This window comes from Roseovarius gaetbuli (assembly GCF_900172365.1).
Lineage (GTDB): Bacteria > Pseudomonadota > Alphaproteobacteria > Rhodobacterales > Rhodobacteraceae > Roseovarius > Roseovarius gaetbuli.
The window spans coordinates 1-20,096 of the sequence record NZ_FWFJ01000004.1 but is presented as its reverse complement, the minus strand read 5'-3'; the positions used below and the strand labels follow the sequence as shown (position 1 = coordinate 20,096).

Here is a 20,096-nt window from a genome sequence, read left to right as displayed (position 1 = left end):
AATCAAGCGCCTGCAAAGCGGGCCGCGGGGGACTGACATGTCGGACAATCCAAACCAACAGCAAACCAAAGATCGTGGCGGGCTATCGCAGGAAGAACTCGACGCGCTGGTTGCCTCCTCTGATACAGGCGGGCGCGGCACGACGGGTACAGTCGGCATTTTCCTGACCTGCGTTGCGCTTGCATGGTCGCTGTTTCAGCTTTGGATTGCCTCGCCGATCCCGTTTATCGTCGGCTGGGGCGTGTTCAACGACACCGAGAGCCGGTCGATTCATCTGGCCTTTGCCATCTTCCTTGCCTTCGCGGCCTTTCCGGCGGCGCGCACCAAGTTTCAGCTTGGGCTTGGCGTTGTTGTACCGGTGGTTCTGGCGTTTCTGTTCATGGTCGGTGCCAAGGACGGCACCTCGACATGGTGGATTCCGCTGATCGCGATAGCTCTTGTCGCGGCGATCCTGCTTGGCTCGCCAAAGGACAAGGTGCCGGTCTGGGAATGGGCAATGGCGGTTTTTGGCGCCATGGCCGCGCTTTATCTCTACGTCTATTACCGTGATATTTCCGGTCGCGTCGGCGCGCCGATCCTTCAGGACTTCGTCGTTGCCGTGATCGGCCTCATGCTCTTGCTAGAGGCCACGCGCCGCGCGCTTGGGCCGGCCTTGATGATCGTCGCTTCGGTCTTTCTCGTCTATACCGTGCTTGGCCCCTATATGCCCGGCATCATCGCCCACAAGGGCAACAGCCTGTCGGAAATCGTGAACCACCAGTGGATCACCACCGAGGGCGTGTTCGGCATCGCCTTGGGTGTCTCGACATCCTTTGTCTTTCTGTTCGTGCTGTTCGGCTCGCTGCTCGACCGGGCAGGGGCGGGCAACTATTTCATTCAGGTCGCCTTTAGCCTGATGGGTCACATGAAGGGCGGCCCCGCCAAGGCGGCGGTGGTGTCTTCGGCGATGACCGGGCTTATCTCGGGCTCGTCGATTGCCAACGTGGTGACCACCGGCACCTTTACCATCCCGCTGATGAAAAAGGTCGGCTTCAGCTCTGAAAAGGCCGGCGCGGTCGAGGTGGCCAGTTCGGTCAACGGCCAGATCATGCCGCCGGTGATGGGCGCCGCGGCGTTCCTTATGGTGGAATATGTCGGCATTCCCTATTTCGACGTGGTCAAACACGCCTTTTTGCCCGCCGTGATCAGCTATATCGCTCTGGTCTATATCGTGCATCTTGAGGCGCTCAAGGCCGGCATGGAAGGTCTTCCGCGCGCCTATACGCCCAAACCCATCGTGCAGCGCCTGATCGGCATCGCCTTTACCATCGCCGCGATCTGCGCAATTTCCTTTGCGGTTTATTATGGCATGGGCTGGATTCGCCCGGCGTTTCCGAATGCGGCGGGTTACATCATCTTTGCCTTCATCTCGCTGGTCTATATCGCCCTGCTTTATGTCGCCTCCAAAGAAGAGCCACTTGAGCTTGATGATCCCAATGTGCCGGTGACCGCGCTTCCGCTGCCGGGGCCGACGGTTCGTTCGGGGCTTCATTTCATCCTGCCGGTTGTGGTTCTGGTCTGGGCGCTGATGGTGGATCGCCTGTCGCCGGGTCTCTCGGCCTTCTGGGCGACGGCCTATATGGTGTTCATCCTGCTGACCCAACGCCCGCTGACCGCGATCATGCGCGGCGAGGGCAAGCTTGGTAGCGCTCTTAAAGAAGGTCTGACCGATCTGATCGACGGCCTTGAAACCGGTGCGCGCAACATGATCGGCATCGGCATCGCCACCGCGACCGCCGGTATCATCGTCGGCGCCGTAAGCCAGACTGGCGTCGGCTCGGCGCTTGCCGATGTGGTCGAGGTTCTCTCGGGCGGCAATATCCTTGCCATTCTGTTCCTGACCGCGATCCTGTCGCTGATCCTTGGCATGGGCCTGCCGACCACGGCGAACTATATCGTTGTGTCGGCGCTTTTGGCCCCCGTCATCGTCACCCTTGGTCAGCAGAACGGCCTTATAGTGCCGCTGATCGCCGTGCATCTTTTCGTGTTCTACTTTGGCATCATGGCCGATGTGACGCCGCCCGTCGGCCTTGCAAGCTTTGCCGCCGCCGCCGTCTCGGGCGGTGATCCGATCAAGACCGGGGTCGTGGCGTTCTTTTATTCGCTGCGCACCGCCGCCCTGCCGTTCCTGTTCATCTTCAACACCGAATTGTTGTTGATTGATGTGACCTGGGTGCAGGGGGTCTTTGTCTTTATTGTCGCGACGGTTGCCATGCTTTTGTTTGCGGCGGCAACCCAAGGCTGGTTCATTGCCAGAAACCGTATCTACGAAACCCTGGCGCTCTTGCTGATTGCTTTCACGCTGTTCCGTCCGGGCTTCTGGATGGATATGGTCGCGCCGCCCTATAGCGAGGAAAACCCGACCGAGATTGCCGCCGCGGCCATGGCGACACCGGTGGGCGAAGACCTGCGGCTTCGGGTGGCAGGGGTGAATGATCTTGGCGATCCGATCGAGTTTGTCGCCGTCCTGCCGATCAAGGAGGGGGCGACCGGCGAAGAGCGGCTGCAAAACGCCGGTCTGGCGTTCCGCAACGAAGGCGAGACCCTGTTGATTGACGACGTCGCCTTTGGAAGCGCCGGGGCAACGGCAGGCCTTGACTGGGATCAGGAAGTGTTGCGCGTGCTGCGCCCGGTGGGTCAGCCAAGCAAATACCTGATGTTCATTCCCGCGCTCTTGCTCTTGGGCTTGGTCGTGTTCCTTCAGCGGGGCCGCAACGCGCGCGCGCCGCGCAAATCCGCCGCCGCCTGAGGAGATAGAGAATGTTCAAAACAGTCCTGCTCACGATTGATCTTAACGCGCCGGCCTCGTGGAAATTGGCCCTGCCCCAGGCGATAGAGCTTGTGCGTGCCTCAAAGGGCAAGTTGCATATCATGTCGGTGGTCCCCGATATGGGCACGCCGCTTGTCGAAGGGTTCTTCCCCGAGGATTTCGAGGTGAGGGCCGTCGCCGCCGCAAGCGAGGCCCTGAATACGCTGGTTTCCGCCGAAGTTCCCGATGATGTGGACGTAAAGCAACACTTGGCTTTTGGTAAGATTCACAAGAAAGTTCTCAAGGTCATTGATGAAATCAACTGTGATCTCGTGATCATGGCCTCGCCCAAACCCGACCGGGTAAGGGAGTTTCTTGTCGGCTCCAATGCTGATAGAATCGTGCGCAGATCACCTGTTTCCGTTCTGGTGGTAAGGGCGTAATAGGTGGTCAAAGCAGAGAATCCTTGTGCCCGATCCGGGCCGCTCTGCCAGCACGGAGAGCTGACATTATGACCCCTTTCGCAATTGCCGGCGTACAAATGTACGTCAACGCCCTGCAACCCAATGTCGAGGGCATGCTGCATCGTCTTGACGTGCTTATGGCGCGGTTTCCCTGGACGCAGATGGTGATGTTCAGCGAACTGTCGCCGTTTGGCCCGCTCGACAAATATGCCCTGCCGCATGAAAACGACGTGATCGACCAATTCTGCGAGGCGGCGCGGCGCTATAAGGTCTGGCTGATCCCCGGCTCGATGTTCCTGACCTCGCCGATTGATGGGCGGATTTACAACACCGCTCTGGTGATCAACCCCGATGGCGAGGTGATCCGGCGCTATGCCAAGATGTTCCCCTTCCTGCCCTACGAGGCGGGGATCGCGGCGGGCACCGAGTTTTGCGTCTTTGACGTGCCGGATGTGGGCCGCTTTGGCCTGTCGATCTGTTACGATATGTGGTTCCCGGAAACCACGCGCGAATTGACCAGCCAAGGCGTTGAAGTGCTGCTTCACCCGGTTCTGACCGGCACCACCGACCGCGACGCAGAACTTGCCATCGCGCGCGCCACGGCCGCGCAGTTTCAGTGTTATGTGTTTGACGTGAACGGCCTTGGCGCCGGCGGCGTCGGCAAATCGCTGGTGGTCGATCCGACATCTCTGGTGTTGCACCAGTCCGCCGGACAAGAGGACATGTTCCCGATCGAGGTCGATCTTTCGATGGTGCGCCGTCAACGCGAAACCGGAATGAAGGGCTTGGGCCAGGTGCTCAAGAGCTTCCGTGACCGCTCGGTTGATTTCTCGGTTTACGATCGCACCAGCACAACCAACGACTATCTGAAAACACTTGGGCCGCTTGAAATCCCGCAACAGGGATCACGTGCAGGATTGCATGTGGACGTGCCCGCCGATGCCGAAGCCGAAGAGCGCAATCACAAGCGCGCTCTTGGGTATGGAACCACCCCTTTCGAGGGCAGAACAACAGTCGGCTAGAACGCAGGACCGCAGGGGCCCTGTGCCCCTGATCCGTTGATCGCGTTCCGGCCCAATAAGCGGGAGAATGATTGATGGATTCTGTAAGCGACTATTATTCCGCAACGCAGCTCCGCTCTGACCGGTGGAGCGCGTTGCGCGAGGCAACAACCTCTATATGCCGCGAGCGGGACGCCAAAAAGATTGCGACCCTCAAATTGCGGGTCAATGAGCTTTTTGAGGCCCTCGCCGTGATCGAACCCTATTGGGCCTTTCCCGGCATGGCCGCCTTTGATCACATGCGCCGCCAGTTCGAGCATGGCAATTTCGACGATCTGTCGTTTGGCGTGCACCGGGTCACCCGCGCGTTGACCACCGGGGCCTATCGGCGCCGCACGATCCCGCTTGATCGCGACAGCATGGATGACGAAGAGCATAACGACGAGGCAATGCTGTCGCCCGAGGCGCGCGCCATGGCGCGGCCCTATTTCGAGGTTCTGATCGTTGACAATGTCAGCGAGCAGCAAGAACGCTGGCTCAAGTCCAACGTCACCCGGATGCGCCGCGCCGAAGATCCGTTTCACTATGAGGCGGTTGTTGTGCCAAGCCTTGAGGACGCGCTTATCGCGGTGCTGTTCAACCATAACATTCAGGCGATTGTCGTGCGCCCCGGTCTTGTTCTGAAGTCCAAGAACGAAAATGAAATTCTCAGCAAATACCTGAGCAATGCCAGCGGCGCCGATGAGCTTGAGGCGCTGTTGCCCGAGAATTACGGCCCGGAGTTGTGCCGCCTGATCGACCGGGTCCGCCCCGAACTTGACGCCTATCTTGTCACCGAACGTTCGGTCGAGGATATCGCGGGCCTTGATCTTGGTATCTGTCGGCGGGTTTTCTACAACCAAGAAGACTTTATGGAGCTGCACCTCAATATCCTGCGCGGGGTCGAGGCCCGCAACAAGACGCCGTTCTTTACCGCGCTTGTGAACTATTCCAAACAGCCCACCGGCGTGTTTCACGCGATGCCGATCAGCCGCGGCAAATCCATCAGCCGCAGCCATTGGATTCAGGATATGGGCGCGTTTTACGGCCCCAACATCTTTCTGGCCGAGACCTCTGCCACATCGGGCGGGCTTGATAGCCTTCTGGAACCGCATGGGCCCATCAAAGAGGCGCAGGAACTTGCCAGCCGGGCGTTCGGATCAAAACAGACCTTCTTTGCCACCAACGGCACCTCGACCTGCAACAAGATCGTGGTGCAGGCGCTTGTGCGCCCCGGTGACATCGTGCTTGTCGACCGTGATTGCCATAAATCGCACCATTACGGCATGGTTCTTGCCGGCGCCGAGGTGGTCTATCTCGATAGCTACCCTCTGAATGAATACTCGATGTATGGCGCGGTGCCGCTGCGCGAAATCAAGCATCAGCTTCTGGCCCTGAAGGCCGCCGGCAAGCTTGACCGGGTGCGCATGCTCTTGCTCACCAACTGTACCTTTGACGGGCTGGTCTATAACGTCGAGCGCGTGATGGAGGAATGTCTGGCGATCAAGCGTGATCTCGTGTTCCTCTGGGATGAGGCCTGGTTTGCCTTTGCCCGCTTCAGCCCGACCTATCGTCAGCGCACCGGCATGCGGACCGCCAACAACCTGCGCCGCCGCCTGCGCACCGATGCGCATCGCCGCACCTATGAGGCCCAGCAAGAGGCCCTTGCCGATGCCACAGATGAAGAATGGCTAGACACCCGCCTTGTCGCGCCACCCGATGCGCGAATAAGGGTCTATGCCACCCAATCGACGCATAAAACGCTGACGTCTCTGCGGCAGGGCTCGATGATCCATGTCAACGATCAGGATTTCAAAGGCGAGGTCGAGCAATCGTTCCACGAAGCCTATATGACCCACACGTCTACCTCGCCCAACTATCAGATCATCGCCTCGCTTGATGTCGGCCGCCGTCAGGTCGAGCTGGAAGGGTTTGAATTCGTTCAACGCCAGATCGAAGCGGCCATGTCGATGCGCAAGGCCATCAGCACCCATCCCTTGTTGCAAAAGTACTTCAAGGTTCTGACCGCCGGCGACATGATTCCCGAACATCACCGCCAAAGCGGCGTCACCAGCTATTTTGACAACGATCAGGGCTGGACCGATATGTGGGATTGCTGGGAGCAGGATGATTTCGTGCTTGATGCCACCCGCGTGACCCTTGCCGTTGGCGGCACCGGTTGGGATGGCGATACCTTCAAGACCGATATCCTGATGGACAAGTACGGCATTCAGATCAACAAGACCTCGCGCAACACCGTCTTGTTCATGACCAATATCGGCACCACCCGGTCGTCGGTCGCCTATCTTATCGAAGTGTTGGTCGAAATTGCCAAGGATCTTGACGATCTGCTTGACGATGCCTCGAACATGGAGCGGATGTCGTTTGATCGCCGGGTCAAGAACCTGACCGAGAATTACCCGCCGCTGCCGGATTTCAGCCGCTTTCACGATGCGTTCCGGCCCGACAACCTGACGCCTGAGGGCGATATCAGGACCGCCTATTACCTGAGCTATGACCTCAACAACTGCGATTATCTTGAACTGGATGGATCGCTGAAGGACGCGCTTGAGGCCGGGAAAGAGGTGGTTTCCGCCAGCTTTATCATCCCCTATCCGCCGGGCTTTCCGATCCTGGTGCCGGGGCAGGTGATCAGCAAGGAAATCCTTGCCTTCATGCGCGCGCTCGACGTCAATGAAATCCACGGCTACCGCGCGGATCTTGGGTTGCGCGTCTTCACACCAGAGGCCCTGGCCGCCTTGCCCAAGGCCAAGAACATCAAGACTGCAGCCGAATAAGGAAGGGAAACTATAATGGCAACTGTGCTCAAGAATATCTCGGAAATCCGCCGGTTCTTTCACCGCAACGAAGACCCGATCTACTTTATTTCGGCCACCAACTTTAACCTTCTGGGTCTTGATGAGTGGGTGAAGAACTTCAAATATATCTGCTATATCGACTGTTACGGCGGCAAGCATCCGAACGTGTTCTGCCCCTCGGAACAACCCCATGCCGAGTTTCAGTCGATCGAGGATATCAACAACTATCTCTTGCAGCACAAAGAGGTGATTGATTTCATCAAGCGCCGGGGCGGCAAGCCGAAATTCGTCTTCCTGATGTTTGACGAGGAAACCGAGCGTCTGTCCAAGGAGCTTGGCGCCGAAGTCTGGTTCCCCAAGGCCAAGCTGCGCACTTCGATGGACAACAAGATCGAAACCGTGCGCATCGGCAACAAGGCCGGCGTGCCCTCGGTGCCCAATGTTCTGGCCGAGGTGAAATCCTACGAGGATCTGCAAAAGACCTGTGAAAAGGCCGGGATCGGTCATGATCTGGTGCTGCAATCGGCCTTTGGCGATAGCGGCCATACCACGTTCTTTATCAAGTCCGAGGCCGATTTCCGCCGTCACGAGCACGAGATCATCGGCGAGGGCGAGATTAAGATCATGAAGCGGATTGATTGCCGGGGTTCCGCAATCGAGGCCTGCGCCACCAAAGAGGGCACCATCGTTGGCCCGCTGATGACCGAGCTTGTCGGTTTCAAGGATCTCACGCCCTATCGCGGCGGTTGGTGTGGCAATGAAATCCTGTCCACCGCCTTTCCGCCCAAAGTCCGCCAACAGGCGCGCGAACTGACCTTCAAGTTCGGCGAGCAGTTGCGCAAAGAGGGCTATCGCGGTTACTTCGAACTTGATTTCCTGATCGACAAGAAGACCGGCGATCTTTGGCTGGGCGAGTTGAACCCGCGCATCACCGGGGCGTCGTCGATGACCAATCACGCCGCCTTTGCCCATGCGGATGCGCCCTTGTTCCTGTTCCACTTGCTTGAATTCTCGAAGAAAAAATTCACCCTTGATACGACCGAGCTGAACAATCGTTGGGCCAACCCCGACATGATCGACAGCTGGTCGCAGATGGTGATCAAGCACACCGAGGACAGCGTTGATATCTGCACCGACGCACCCGAAACCGGCATCTACAAGATGCTCGAGGATGGCCGCGTGGTCTTTGACCGCTTCGATTATCACCGCCGTGCGGTTGAATCGGAAAACGAGGCGTTCTTCCTGCGCATCCTTCAGCCGGGCGATTATCGCTACGAGGGCGCCGATATCGGCATTCTCGTGACGCGGGGCCGCTCGATGACGAAAAGCTTTCAGCTCAACGAGCGCGCGAAAAAGTGGATCCACGGCATCAAGCAGACCGTCGCGGGCAAACCGCTGCCGGTTGCCAATGCGGGGCCTGCCCTGGCGGATCCGGCGTTCAAGATCATGTAAGGAAGTTGCGATGCTCTGGCGCGCATTAAGCGAAGACCTGCCCGGCCCGAAATGGGCCGGGCTTTTCGCCGAATATTGGCCCGACTACAAACGCTGGTGGCTCAAAGAGGGCGACGCGGCGCGGCCGAAATACCTTGAAAGCCGACGCGCCCTTGAGCAGCACATGCCCGAGATCGTACCGCTTTACGACACCCTGTGCGAACTGGTCGGCGGGGGCGATCAGGCCGCGCGCTTTCTTAGCTTTTATTGCCCGCCGCCTTATCTTTCGGGCTGTAGCCAGGCGATCTGGACCGGTGAAGAACCGGTTCTTGTGCGCAATTACGACTATAACCCCAACGCCTTTGACAGTCTGATCCTGAAAACCGGCTGGCAGGGGCGGCGCGTTATCGGCACCTCTGACGGGCTCTGGGGGCTTGTTGACGGGATGAACGATGCAGGTTTGGCGATCTCGCTTACCTTTGGCGGGCGGCGGGTGGTCGGCGAGGGGTTCGGCGTGCCGCTGATCCTGCGCTATGTGCTGCAAACCTGCGAAACGGCGAAAGAGGCCGGCGCGGCCCTGGCCCGCCTGCCGACGCATATGAGCTATAACGTCACCGTGCTTGATGCCAAGCGCAAGTACCTGACCGCGATGATGGCGCCGGATCGCCCGGCGGTGATCACCCATGCCGCCGTGGCCACCAACCATCAGGAAAACGTCGAATGGGTCAGCCATGCGCGCTTTACCGCCACGGTCGAGCGCGAGCGGTATCTGCTGCAACGCCTGACCCTGCACCGCGATCCAGAGGATAAGTTCATCAACGCCTTCCTGCGCCCGCCGCTCTATTCTACAGCGTTTTCCGCCGGGTTTGGCACGCTTTACACCGCCGTTTATCGCCCACGCCTGCAACAGATGGAGGTCCGTTGGCCGGGCACCGTCTGGTCGCAAACGATGGATCATTTTCAAGAGGGCGGGCGCCATGTACAAATACCGGGCGCCGCATAGGAGAGACTGATGTCACATATTTTCCCACGCCATACCAAGCAACTGCCCCCGGTCGCCGCGCGCGGTGAGGGGTGTTATCTCTATGACACCAGCGGCAAGCAATATCTTGACGCCTCGGGCGGGGCGGCGGTGTCCTGTCTTGGCCATGGCGACAAGACGATCATTGAGGCCGTCAAGGCCCAGCTAGATAAACTGGCCTATGCCCATACCGGGTTTTTCACCTCTGAACCGGCCGAGACGCTGGCCGATCTTCTGATCGCCCATGCGCCGGGCGATCTAGATCGGGTCTATCTTGTCTCGGGCGGCTCCGAGGCGATGGAAGCTGCGCTTAAGCTGGCGCGCCAGTATTTTGTCGAGAAGGGCGAGCCCAAGCGCGGCCGCCTGATTGCCCGCAAGCAAAGCTATCATGGCAACACCATGGGCGCGCTCTCGGCGGGGGGCAATGAATGGCGCCGCGCGCAGTTCGCCCCGCTTCTCATCGACATGAGCCATATTGACCCGTGCTATGAATACCGTCTCAAGCGCGATGACGAGAGCCTTGAGGAGTACGGTCTTCGCGCCGCCAACCTTCTGGAAGAAGAATTGCTGCGGGTCGGGCCGGAAAACGTCATGGCCTTTGCTGCCGAGCCGGTTGTCGGCGCCACCGTCGGCGCTTTGACCGCCGCGCCGGGCTATTTCAAACGCATCCGCGAGATTTGCGATCAATACGGGATTCTCTTGATCCTTGACGAGGTGATGTGCGGCATGGGCCGCACCGGAAGCCTCTTTGCCTGTGAGCAAGACGGCGTCACCCCCGATATCCTTTGTATCGCCAAGGGGTTAGGCGCGGGCTATCAGCCGATTGGTGCGATGCTCTGTAGCCGGAAAATCTATGAGACCATCGAAAACGGCAGCGGGTTTTTCCAGCACGGGCATACCTATCTTGGCCACCCCACCGCCGCCGCCGCAGGTGTTGCCGTGGTCAGCGCCTTGATCGGGCGTAACCTGATCCCGCAGGTGCAAACCCAAGGCGCAAAATTGATGGCGGCGCTTGAGGCCGAATTTGGCCAGCATCCAAATGTCGGCGATATTCGGGGCAGGGGCCTGTTTCAGGGGGTCGAGCTTGTGGCGGATCGCGACACCAAAGCGCCGTTTGATCCCGCGCGAAAGATTGCAGGGCGAATCAAGACGGCGGCGTTCGAGGCCGGCCTGATCTGTTACCCGATGAGCGGCACGATTGACGGAAAAACCGGCGATCACGTTCTTCTCGCGCCACCCTTTATCATAAACGACGATCAGATCGACGAGTTGGTGCAAAAGCTCTCGGGTGCCATCGAAACGGCCCTACGGGCCTGATCGGGTGTCCTGCCTTGCGAAGGCTTGAGGTGGTTTTTAAAATCGCGATAGCTATCGACATGATTATGCAAGGCGTTTGACCTAACAACGGCAAGCATCCGACGTCTCTGGTTACGTAAGATCAACTTTCTCGGGGCACGCCACCTTTGTTAACATAACTATGTTTATGCGCATTTAGTTGGCCCGCACGTTAGAATACTCGCATGCGGACCCGGGCAAACAAAGCGCTATGGTTAGCCCCTCCTGCGCGTTACACACCAAAGCACCCCATCGCAAAGGTTTCAACGGGAGATGCGTGTTGCAGAATTTTGGACCGTTTTCCCTCACCGGCCAGCAGGCCCTGGTCACCGGCAGCAGCAGTGGGTTGGGCTTTGAAATCGCGCGCCTTCTGGCCGCGGCTGGGGCCATTGTCTGGGTTAATGGGCGCCGGGGCGAGACTGTGCAAAAAGCCGTTGACGAGATTGCCAGCGACGGTGGCGAGGCGCGGGCTCTGGTCTTTGATGTGGCGGATGAGGATGCGGTTGCACAGGCGTTCGATACGATCGAAAACGCCGGGGGCGGGCTTGATATCCTGGTCAACAATGTTGGCCTCAGAGATCGCCGCGCCTTTGAGGACTTCACCGGCGCAGATCTGCGCCGCTTGCTGGATGTCGATCTCGTGGCGCCATTTTTGTTGGCGCAACATGCCGCCAAAATGATGACTGCAAAGAAATCTAAAGGGCGGATTGTGAACATCTCGTCGATTGCCGGGCTCATCGCGCAATCCGGCGATGCGGCATATACAACGGCCAAATCCGGGCTTATCGGTCTGACTCGGGCGCTCGCCGCCGAACTTGGCCCCAAGGGCATTAATGTCAATGCCGTCGCGCCGGGCTTTTTCAAGACAGAACCGAACCGACAGGCGGCGGCGGACCCCAAGATCGCCGACATGTTGGCGCGAAACACCTCGCTTGGTCGTTGGGCTAACCCGGCCGTGCTGTTTCTGGCATCTCCGGCGGCGTCCTATGTCACCGGGCAAGTGCTCGCGGTTGATGGCGGGTATGTATCGCATTATTAGACTAGAACGCAGATCGGGGCTTAGCGTTTGAACCAGAACTCCTTTGAATGGCGGGACTCCGCGACGGTGCTTGGATCGGACGTCGCGATGTCGCACCTCTGCGCACTGGTGCGCGCGCGCGCCTCGATTGCGGTTTCCGCCTCGGGCGTTGCGCCGCTCGACAGCCCCTCGTCTGACCCGGCGCGCTATCTTCACTGCGCGACCTCGGGCTCTGGCGGAGAGCCCAAGATTATCCGGCGCACGCAATCCTCCTGGATAGACAGTTTCGCGGTCAACGGGCGGGTGCTTGGCCTGTCATCGCGCGATTGCGCCGCGGTGTTCGGAACGCTGGCGCATTCGCTGGCGCTTTATGGCACGTTAGAGGCCGCCCATCACGGTGCGCGCATTCTTGGCCTGCATGGCCTGCGCCCCGACCGACAGCTTGCCGCGCTTGAACAAGAGCAGGCGACGGTCCTTTATATCACCCCGACGCAGCTTGGCCTGCTGTGCGCACAAGACGCCCCCGCGATTCAATCGACGCGCCATATTCTGGTCGGCGGTGGCCAGCTTAGCGACAGGATCGCGACCGACGCCGCAAGGACCTTTCCCAATGCCCGGCTGATCCATTTCTATGGCGCGGCCGAGACCAGCTTTGTCAGCTGGGCAAACGACACCACGCCGCTCGGTTCGGTCGGGGCCGCCTATCCCGGTGTCTCGATTTCGATCCGCGATGCGGCGGGTCATGAAACCGATCAGATCGGCGAAATCTGGGTCAAGAGCCCCTATCTCTTTGACGGCTACGCCGGCGGTCAAAGCGCCGATACCCGCTGGGATGGCGTGTATCTTTCGATTGGCGAGCTGGGGCGGCTGGATGCGGCGGGCAACCTCTTTGTCGTTGGGCGCAAAAGCCGAATGGTGACAATCTCTGACATCAATGTCTTTCCCGAAGAGATCGAAGGTTTTCTGGCCGCAACCCTTGGCACCGGCAGTGTCGCGGTACTCCCCCTGCCCGATGAAAAGCGCGGTCATCGCCTTATCGCGGTCGTCGCCGGGGCCGATGCCACGATGAGCGAGCATGACCTGCTGGTGCTTTGCCGACAAACCCTTGGCCCGCTGCGCGCCCCGCGCCGGGTGCATTTTGTCGCCGCCTTGCCGATGCTGGCGGCAGGCAAACCCGACTATTGCACACTTACCCAATGGGTCGAGGCCACCGCATGACGCATAGCTATATTGTCGCCGCCAAACGATCCGCCGTCGTGCCCCTGAACGGCGCTTTTGCGCATCTGGAGTTTCTTGATATCGCCGCCCCGGTGATCCGCGCCTGTCTTGTCGGCTGTGGCCTCGCCCCCGAGAAGGTTGGCGAAGTGATTGTCGGCAACGCCCTTGGCGCGGGCGGCAATCCTGCGCGGCTCTGTGCCCTGGCGGCGGGCCTGCCCGAGCAAGTGGCGGGGCTTTCGATTGACCGCCAATGCGCCAGCGGGCTGGACGCGCTTAACCTCGCCGATGCGATGATCCGCTCCGGTCAGGCCGAGATCGTCGTGGTCGGCGGCGCCGAGAGCTATTCGCGCCGCCCCGAGCGCGCCCGTACCTTTGCCGATGGCCGCCCTGCCCTGCCCTATGCCCAGGCCCGGTTTACCCCATGGCCAGATCGCGATCCCGACATGCATGTCGCTGCCGATGCCCTTGCCACAGAGCATGGCATCACCCGCGCTGCGCAGGATGCCTGGGCCGTACAAAGCCATGATCGCGCGCTCAAGGCGCGCGCCCGGCTGGCGCGCGAACTGGTCACAATTGGGGGCATCACAAAAGACCCCTTCACCCGCGCCCTGTCGCCCGGCCTTTGTGCGCGAAGCCGCGCGATGGTCGGCACCATCACGCCCGCCAATACATCGGTCGCGGCCGATGGCGCGGCGTTCTGTGTTGTGGTCTCGGAGCGGATCGCGCGCTGTCTTGACGCGCCAGCGGTCAGGATTATCGGCGGCTGTACCCTGGGCGGTTGCCCGGACCTTCCCGGTCTTGCGCCTGTCGCGGCGATCAAAGCCCTGCTCGACAGGGCCAATATCACCCCCGATCACCTTACCGTGGCCGAGATAATGGAGGCCTACGCCGCGCAGGCCATCGCCTGCGTCACCGAAAGCGGCCTCAACCCCGAGATCGTCAACCCCGGCGGTGGCTCGCTTGCGCGCGGACACCCCATCGGCGCATCCGGCGCGATCAATGCCGTGCGGCTCTATCATGAATTGGTCGCGCGGGGCGGCATCGGGATCGCGGCGATTGCCGCCGCCGGGGGGATCGGCACAGCGCTCTTGCTGCGCGCCTAACCGTCAAACCCTTTGAATCGCGCGAACTCCTCAAGCGCGTCGCGCTCTGTCCTGACGCTATTCACCGGCGCCGATCTATCCGGGCGCCCAAGAGCAATGCCGCACACCACAAGCTCATCCTCGGGCAGGTCCAAGATCTCGTGCACAAGATCACCGTAATTGCCCAAAGCACCGATCCCACTTGTGCCATAGCCCATATCCTCGGCCGCCAGAAACAGCGCCATGAGGGTCATGCCAAGATCCATGAAACAGCCCTTGCCCATGTCCGCCCGGATCGTGACGACAATCCCGACCGGCGCGTCAAAGAACCGATAGTTCTGATCAAACTGTGCCTTGCGCCCTGCCAAATCCCGTCGCTCGATCCCAAGCGCGGAATAAAGCGCATAGCCCGCCGCGCGTTGCTTGGCCTTTAGTCCCGGCGGCATCGGATCGGGGAAATACGAGAATTGCGACACCTGCGGGCGCGCCACCGCCACCGCGTCAAGCAGCGCGGATTTCAACCCCTCCAGCGGCGCACCACAGAGCACGTGAAAGCGCCCCGGCTGAAGGTTGGCGCCACTTGGTGCGCGGCGCGCCGCCGTCAGAATGCGGGCAACATCGGCCCTTGGCACCGGCGTCGCGTGATATTTGCGCACCGAGCGCCGCGACGCCAAAAGCTGCTCAAGAGGCGAAATGCTCATGCGCGCGATAGAACACTTTGCGGGCGGGCCTTGGCAAGGGCTGCGGTGATCACACCCGCAAGCACCGCTTTGACGATATCGCCGGGCACAAAGGCAACCACCAGCAAGGCGGCTTCATAACCGGATTTCTTCAAGGTCACGGCGAGGCCCGCAACGCCGAAAACATAGAGCACGAGAATGCCGCCGATCACCGAGGCAATCCCGGCCACGACCGCAAGCGACGCCCCGCGCCACTTCTCGACCACAAGGCCGGTAACAAAAGCCGCGACCGGCCAGCCAATGAGGAAGCCCGCCGAAGGCGACACGAAAAGGCCAAGCCCGCCGCGCCCCCCCGCCAAAAGCGGCAGGCCAAGCGCAAGCAGCAGCAAGAACAGCAACACCGCCATCGCCCCGCGCCGCGATCCAAGCACCGTCCCGCAGAGCATGATCCCAAGGCTTTGCGCCGTGATCGGCACGCCAAACCCGAGGGTGAATTTCGGGATAAGCCCGAGCGCCGCGATGAGGGCGGCAAAAAGCGCCACGAGGGCAAGGTTACGTTCCATGAGTCGAGTTCCTTTTAACGGGTCAGGCCGCCGCGCGCCTTGAGCGCTTCGGCCACATGTTCTGCGTCGTCGATCGCCAGCACGGTGAACGGCATGACGATCCTCCAACTGGGTTTTTTGGGCGATCTGGCCGACCACGACTGTGCCAGCTGCGCGCCCTTGTCGGCCAGCGTCGGGGTGAAGCGCACGACAAGGGCAATCCCGATTTCAAGCGCGCGGGTGTTCACCCCCACCCGTCTGAGCGGCGCCGCCAGCCAGCGAACCACCTCGATCATCGCCGAAAGCCGGGTCGTCATCGTCACCAGATTGGCAAGCGCCACCGCCGATAACAGCCGCAGCACGACCACCAACCCCTCAACCGGCGCGCCAATCACGATATGCCAGACCAGCACCACCGCGATGAACGGCCAGAGCGCAACAAGCCCCTTCACCCCGGCGCGGAAAAACCGCCGCCCCGGCAGGCGATAGACAAGCAGGCAAGCGGCGAATACCACCGCATGAAAGCCAAGCCCCTCTTGCGAAAACAACACAACCGTCGCGCCGCAAAGCGCCGCAAGCTTTACGCCCGCCGGCCAGCGATGGGCGCGCGTTTCAACCGGCGAGGTCAGAGATATCATCATGCCCCCCAAGATCGGTCATATGTTTACCAAAGGCCGCAAGCGTCGGCCCGGCCTCACCATCCTGTTTGATCCGCCCCTCTTCAAGCCAGATCACCCTTTCATAGCCGCGCAAGGCCTGCGGGTCATGGGTGATGTGGATCAGCGCCGCATCAATACGCTCAAAATACCGCGTCAACTGGGCGCGGATCGGAATATCAAGCCCTGAAAACGGCTCGTCGAGAATAACCACCTTGGGTGCCATCGCGATGATTGCCATCAAACAGACCAGTTGCTTTTGCCCCTGCGAGAGCTGATGCGTCGCCGCCGATGCCCAATGGGATTTGTCAAACCGCGCAAGGATATCGGCGACTTGTCGTTCCGCCTCGGGCTTTGACGCGCCGGCCTGAAGCAGCCCAAAGGCCAGCTCTTCTTCCACGGTCGGGAAAATGATCTGATGATCGGGGTTTTGAAACAGGATGCCCACGGTTTCGATCGCTGCCCTGCGATCCTTGGCAATATCGACACCGCACACCCGAACCTCGCCTTGGTCAGGGGCCACCAGCCCGGACAGAACCCGCGCCAAAGTGGTCTTGCCCGACCCGTTTCGCCCGACGATCCCGACACGCCGTTCCGGCACGCAAAGGTCAAGGCCCGTCAAAAGCGCTCGGCCCTCGCGGGAAAAGGATACCCCGGCCATTTCAAACGTCACAGACGGATCGCCGGATCTTGAAATGACAGCCTCGCCTTGCATTCTGGTCCCTCAGAGTCGTTGTCGATGCGCGCAGGCGCACGTATCGCCATCGACACTAGCGAATGCAAGCGGGCACGAACATGCCCCGTGACATCATTACCGCGGTTTCGTGCCAGAATGGCAGAAACCTAGGCCTGCGGGCGCGCGCCCGGCTCGCCCGCGTCAAGGCTGAAATGAAACGAGGTGCCGCTTGGAACATTGGGTTCGCACCAAATTGTGCCGCCATGGCGCAGGGCAATTTTGCGACAGGTCGCAAGCCCAAGCCCCGTGCCCTGCGCTGAATTTCGGCCATTGATCCGACGAAACGGCTCGAATATGCGGTCGCGGAATTCCGACGGAATACCCTGACCATTGTCCGAGACGGTAACCCGGAGCCCTTTTGCAACACTCTGCGCCGATACGACGATGTCAGGCTTCTCCTCACCGCGATACTTGATCGCATTGGCAATCAGATTCTGAAGCAACTGCGCCACCTGCGGGGCGGAACACACCGCGCTTGCCCCGACGTCGGTGGTCCGTACTTGCGCGCCACTCAACGAAATGTCGCGCTCATTGGCCATGATCGCACGATCAACAAGCTCCCCAAGATAGGCCTCGCAAAACGGCTCATCGGAATCGACCCTGGTCAACATGGCAAGACTCTCGATCAACTCTGACATCTGCCGGGTGGAGCGGTTCAACAAGCCAAGACTGACCTGCACATCCGCCATATCCCCGTTCTCAAGACCCTCTTTTATCTGTTCGGCCAGAAAGCTGACTCCCCGGATCGGCGCCTTGAAATCATGCACAAGCATATGCGCAAAAGTCTCAAGCTCCTGACGTTGCAGATCAATCTTGGCCTGCATCTGCGTCAGGGCAATCCCGGTATCCAGCATCCGGAACAGCGCGTTCTGATTGAGCGACCGCTTGGAAATATAATCCGATGCGCCAAGCTGAATCGCCGATTTGGCAATCTCTTCATCGCCATGCCCAGTCATCAGGATATAGGCCGCACCCGGCCACTTTTCCTTGAGCCGCTTGAGCATCTCAAGCCCGGTGAGATCCGGCATCAGATAATCAAGCAGGACAACATCCGGCACCATGTCGGAAAACGACAGCGCCTCTTCGTAACTCTTGGCCTCATAGACATTGGCCCCCTCCGGGCGCCCCGCCAGCAAGCGCCGGATCAGCTTGAGATCGCCAAGATCATCATCAATCACCAAAACATCAATTAAACTCATACCAACCATCCAACTCTATCCAATCTCATGTCCGGCAGTTCGACAATCCGCCAGAAGTGATCAAGCGTGCCGATCAAATCAACAAAATCGCTGCCCGCGTTCTGCTTTTGAATATAGCCCGCCACATTATGCGCATAGGCCGCCGCCCTGTCGCGTTCATCGCTTGATGTGGTCAGCAGAAACGCTACCGCCTCCTTGAGCAGAGGGTCTTTCCGGATTTCCTCCAACAACTCGATTCCATTCATCCGCGGCCTGTTGAGATCAATCAAAAGAATGTAGGAATCCGGCGGCGATCCGGTCTCGCCGCGCAACAGCCCAAGCGCCTCGACCCCGTCAATCACGCGAATAACCGGGTTGGCGATTTTTGCGCGCGCCAGGGCCCGCCCGCAAGCTGGACATGTTTTTTGACAATGGCGAGGCCCATGCCACTTCCATCGACCTGATCGCGCGGCTTCAAGGTCTGGAACATTTCGAAAATCCTGGATTGGTATTCTTCAGGAATGCCGGGGCCGTCATCCTTTATGGTAAACCCAAACCCAGGCTCCTTCGCGACAACGCCCACCTCAATGCGACCCTTGTCACGATCATGATGTTTCACCGCATTGCAGATCAGGTTCAAAAGCACCGTGGTGATCGGCATATTGGGCAGGTTTATCTTGGAAAATCCGGGATCCACCACAAGCGTCATCCCCAACGGCAGATGCACAAGCCCCTCGATCTCCGCAATCAGGTCGGCGCCATTTACCAGCACCGCCCGCTCTTCCACACGACCGATCCGGGAATGCAAAAGCATGTCATCCAAAAGCTGTTCCATCCGGCACACCCGGTTGCGCAAAAGCTGCATGCTCTCGCGGATGTCATCGGTCAGATGAGCCTCAAGATCCTCTTCAAGCCATCGCGACGCGTTTTCGATCACCCGAAGCGGCGCCTTGAGGTCATGCGAGGCGATATAGGCGAATGTATCGAGTTCCGCATTCGATCTCTCAAGCGCCTCGAAAAGCTCTTGCTGGCAAAGTTCCGCAGCATGTCTTGCGCTGACATCGCGGACGACGCCGATAAAATGACATCCGCCATCTGTCTCGTTCCGGCTCATTGAAATTTCAATCGGTATGGTTGATCCGTCCTTGCGCCGCCCCAAACCCTCGCGCTTTTGCGACATACACGGAATCGGGGAACCGCTTGGCGTCCCGTTTTCCTGCATCAAGAGTGAAATATCCTTGCCTGCAAGCTCGTCGCCCCTAGACCCGAAAATCGCCCCTGCCGCAGGGTTCATTTCTTCGATTTGACCGTATTCGTTGAGTGTGATGATACCGTCACCGGCGCTATCGAAAATCGCGCAGGCGCGCAGGGTTTGACCCAAAAGCTAGTTTCCCAGGGAGGCAAAGGCAAGCGTCAGTTCCCCGATCTCGTCATCGCTCGAAACCCTAAGATCAAAAGGTTCGTCGTCGACATGCCTGCGCACTGCATCGGCGAGTTGGCGCAATGGATCGGAAAGATGCGCGCCGATGATCCCCGCGATACCGATGGCAAGAAAAATCAGGACAAACGCCACAACCGCATTCCGAACCAGCATCTTGTTCGCCGCCGCAAAAAGGGCGTCGCGCGGCATTTCCGTCACCACATAAAGGCCAAAGGGGCGACCAAGTTGCGGCGTGACAACCGCATTGGCGGCCATCGCCACATCACCGGCAAAGAATATCTGACCCAGGTCAGCCTTTGACGCGGTCTCCACATCATGCGGCGGCGGGATGAAGCCGGGATTGGAATGAAAGAAAAGCTTTGGGCTCGGATCATCGGCGCTGAACCACTACCGGCTGGCGCCGGTAGGATCAGCGATGTGCTGTTCCAGGTACTGAAGATGGGGTGGTTGCCGCCCTCCCCTGACGGCATCGCAATGTGCCAAGATGGTGGTCTGTAGACCATCTAACGGAGAGGACGGCAAAATGAAGGATACAATGATTGGTGTAGATCTGGCGAAGAGTATTTTCCAGGTTCACGGGGCATTGCTGTCGGGGAAGGAACAATTCCGCAAAAAACTGACACGGCCCCAGTTCTGGAAATTCATGT

At 59.6% G+C, this 20,096-nt stretch carries 18 protein-coding genes and 1 pseudogene; 12 read left to right on the top strand and 7 right to left on the bottom strand.

What is annotated here, in order from left to right; translation table 11 throughout:
• Window positions 1-37 precede the first annotated feature (37 nt).
• The 10 genes from ROG8370_RS03255 to ROG8370_RS03210 all read left to right on the top strand — a co-directional run bounded on the left by ROG8370_RS03255 (window position 38) and on the right by ROG8370_RS03210 (window position 14,237).
• Window positions 38-2,788, top strand: a complete 2,751-nt coding sequence (locus ROG8370_RS03255) for a TRAP transporter permease (RefSeq protein ID WP_085825652.1) — start codon at window positions 38-40, stop codon at window positions 2,786-2,788.
• An 11-nt stretch (window positions 2,789-2,799) separates the two neighbouring features.
• The gene (locus tag ROG8370_RS03250) at window positions 2,800-3,231 is read left to right on the top strand and encodes a universal stress protein (RefSeq protein WP_085825651.1); all 432 of its coding nucleotides are present in this window, start codon (window positions 2,800-2,802) and stop codon (window positions 3,229-3,231) included.
• Window positions 3,232-3,299: 68 nt separating this feature from the next.
• On the top strand, window positions 3,300-4,274 hold the full coding sequence (locus ROG8370_RS03245; RefSeq protein ID WP_085825650.1) for a carbon-nitrogen hydrolase family protein: 975 nt from the start codon (window positions 3,300-3,302) through the stop codon (window positions 4,272-4,274).
• 74 nt (window positions 4,275-4,348) lie between these two features.
• Window positions 4,349-7,090 (top strand): ornithine decarboxylase, encoded by a 2,742-nt coding sequence (locus ROG8370_RS03240; protein WP_085825649.1) that lies wholly within the window; start codon window positions 4,349-4,351, stop codon window positions 7,088-7,090.
• Window positions 7,091-7,102: 12 nt separating this feature from the next.
• Complete coding sequence (locus ROG8370_RS03235) at window positions 7,103-8,563, top strand: biotin carboxylase (RefSeq protein WP_139838034.1); 1,461 nt, start codon at window positions 7,103-7,105, stop codon at window positions 8,561-8,563.
• Window positions 8,564-8,573: 10 nt separating this feature from the next.
• On the top strand, window positions 8,574-9,545 hold the full coding sequence (locus ROG8370_RS03230; RefSeq protein WP_085825647.1) for a C45 family autoproteolytic acyltransferase/hydrolase: 972 nt from the start codon (window positions 8,574-8,576) through the stop codon (window positions 9,543-9,545).
• A gap of 9 nt (window positions 9,546-9,554) precedes the next feature.
• Entirely contained in the window at window positions 9,555-10,880 is a 1,326-nt protein-coding gene (locus ROG8370_RS03225) for an aspartate aminotransferase family protein (protein WP_085825646.1), read from the top strand.
• A gap of 298 nt (window positions 10,881-11,178) precedes the next feature.
• Window positions 11,179-11,937: an SDR family oxidoreductase gene (locus tag ROG8370_RS03220; RefSeq protein ID WP_245827173.1), complete on the top strand. Its 759-nt coding sequence runs from the start codon at window positions 11,179-11,181 to the stop codon at window positions 11,935-11,937.
• Between the two features lie 87 nt (window positions 11,938-12,024).
• Window positions 12,025-13,134 carry an AMP-binding protein gene (locus tag ROG8370_RS03215; protein ID WP_139838033.1) on the top strand — a complete coding sequence of 370 codons (1,110 nt, stop codon included), beginning with the start codon at window positions 12,025-12,027 and terminating at the stop codon, window positions 13,132-13,134.
• The gene (locus ROG8370_RS03210) at window positions 13,131-14,237 is read left to right on the top strand and encodes a thiolase family protein (RefSeq protein ID WP_085825643.1); all 1,107 of its coding nucleotides are present in this window, start codon (window positions 13,131-13,133) and stop codon (window positions 14,235-14,237) included. The genes ROG8370_RS03215 and ROG8370_RS03210 overlap by 4 nt, the downstream gene beginning before the upstream one ends.
• Here ROG8370_RS03210 and ROG8370_RS03205 read toward each other — a convergent pair.
• The 7 genes from ROG8370_RS03205 to ROG8370_RS03175 form a co-directional block, all read right to left on the bottom strand.
• Complete coding sequence (locus tag ROG8370_RS03205) at window positions 14,234-14,917, bottom strand: nitroreductase (protein ID WP_085825642.1); 684 nt, start codon at window positions 14,915-14,917, stop codon at window positions 14,234-14,236. The two genes, ROG8370_RS03210 and ROG8370_RS03205, sit on opposite strands and share 4 nt — an antisense overlap.
• A complete protein-coding gene (locus ROG8370_RS03200; RefSeq protein ID WP_085825641.1) occupies window positions 14,914-15,459 on the bottom strand; it encodes a biotin transporter BioY in 546 nt (181 codons plus the stop codon). Before ROG8370_RS03200 ends, ROG8370_RS03205 begins: the two co-directional genes overlap by 4 nt.
• A 14-nt stretch (window positions 15,460-15,473) precedes the next feature.
• Entirely contained in the window at window positions 15,474-16,076 is a 603-nt protein-coding gene (locus tag ROG8370_RS03195; protein ID WP_085825759.1) for an energy-coupling factor transporter transmembrane component T family protein, read from the bottom strand.
• Window positions 16,051-16,767 carry an energy-coupling factor ABC transporter ATP-binding protein gene (locus ROG8370_RS03190; RefSeq protein WP_245827172.1) on the bottom strand — a complete coding sequence of 239 codons (717 nt, stop codon included), beginning with the start codon at window positions 16,765-16,767 and terminating at the stop codon, window positions 16,051-16,053. The genes ROG8370_RS03195 and ROG8370_RS03190 overlap by 26 nt, the downstream gene beginning before the upstream one ends.
• Window positions 16,768-16,937: 170 nt before the next feature.
• Complete coding sequence (locus tag ROG8370_RS03185; protein ID WP_170925172.1) at window positions 16,938-18,029, bottom strand: sensor histidine kinase; 1,092 nt, start codon at window positions 18,027-18,029, stop codon at window positions 16,938-16,940.
• Window positions 18,026-18,370, bottom strand: a complete 345-nt coding sequence (locus ROG8370_RS03180; protein WP_245827170.1) for a response regulator — start codon at window positions 18,368-18,370, stop codon at window positions 18,026-18,028. Before ROG8370_RS03180 ends, ROG8370_RS03185 begins: the two co-directional genes overlap by 4 nt.
• Window positions 18,367-19,389 carry a sensor histidine kinase gene (locus ROG8370_RS03175; protein ID WP_085825637.1) on the bottom strand — a complete coding sequence of 341 codons (1,023 nt, stop codon included), beginning with the start codon at window positions 19,387-19,389 and terminating at the stop codon, window positions 18,367-18,369. The genes ROG8370_RS03180 and ROG8370_RS03175 overlap by 4 nt, the downstream gene beginning before the upstream one ends.
• Here ROG8370_RS03175 and ROG8370_RS20475 point away from each other — a divergent pair.
• Both ROG8370_RS20475 and ROG8370_RS21375 read left to right on the top strand, forming a co-directional pair.
• A complete protein-coding gene (locus ROG8370_RS20475) occupies window positions 19,381-19,749 on the top strand; it encodes a hypothetical protein (RefSeq protein WP_170925171.1) in 369 nt (122 codons plus the stop codon). The genes ROG8370_RS03175 and ROG8370_RS20475 overlap by 9 nt on opposite strands.
• 223 nt (window positions 19,750-19,972) lie before the next feature.
• Window positions 19,973-20,096, top strand: a pseudogene (locus tag ROG8370_RS21375) (IS110 family RNA-guided transposase); the annotation flags it as partial.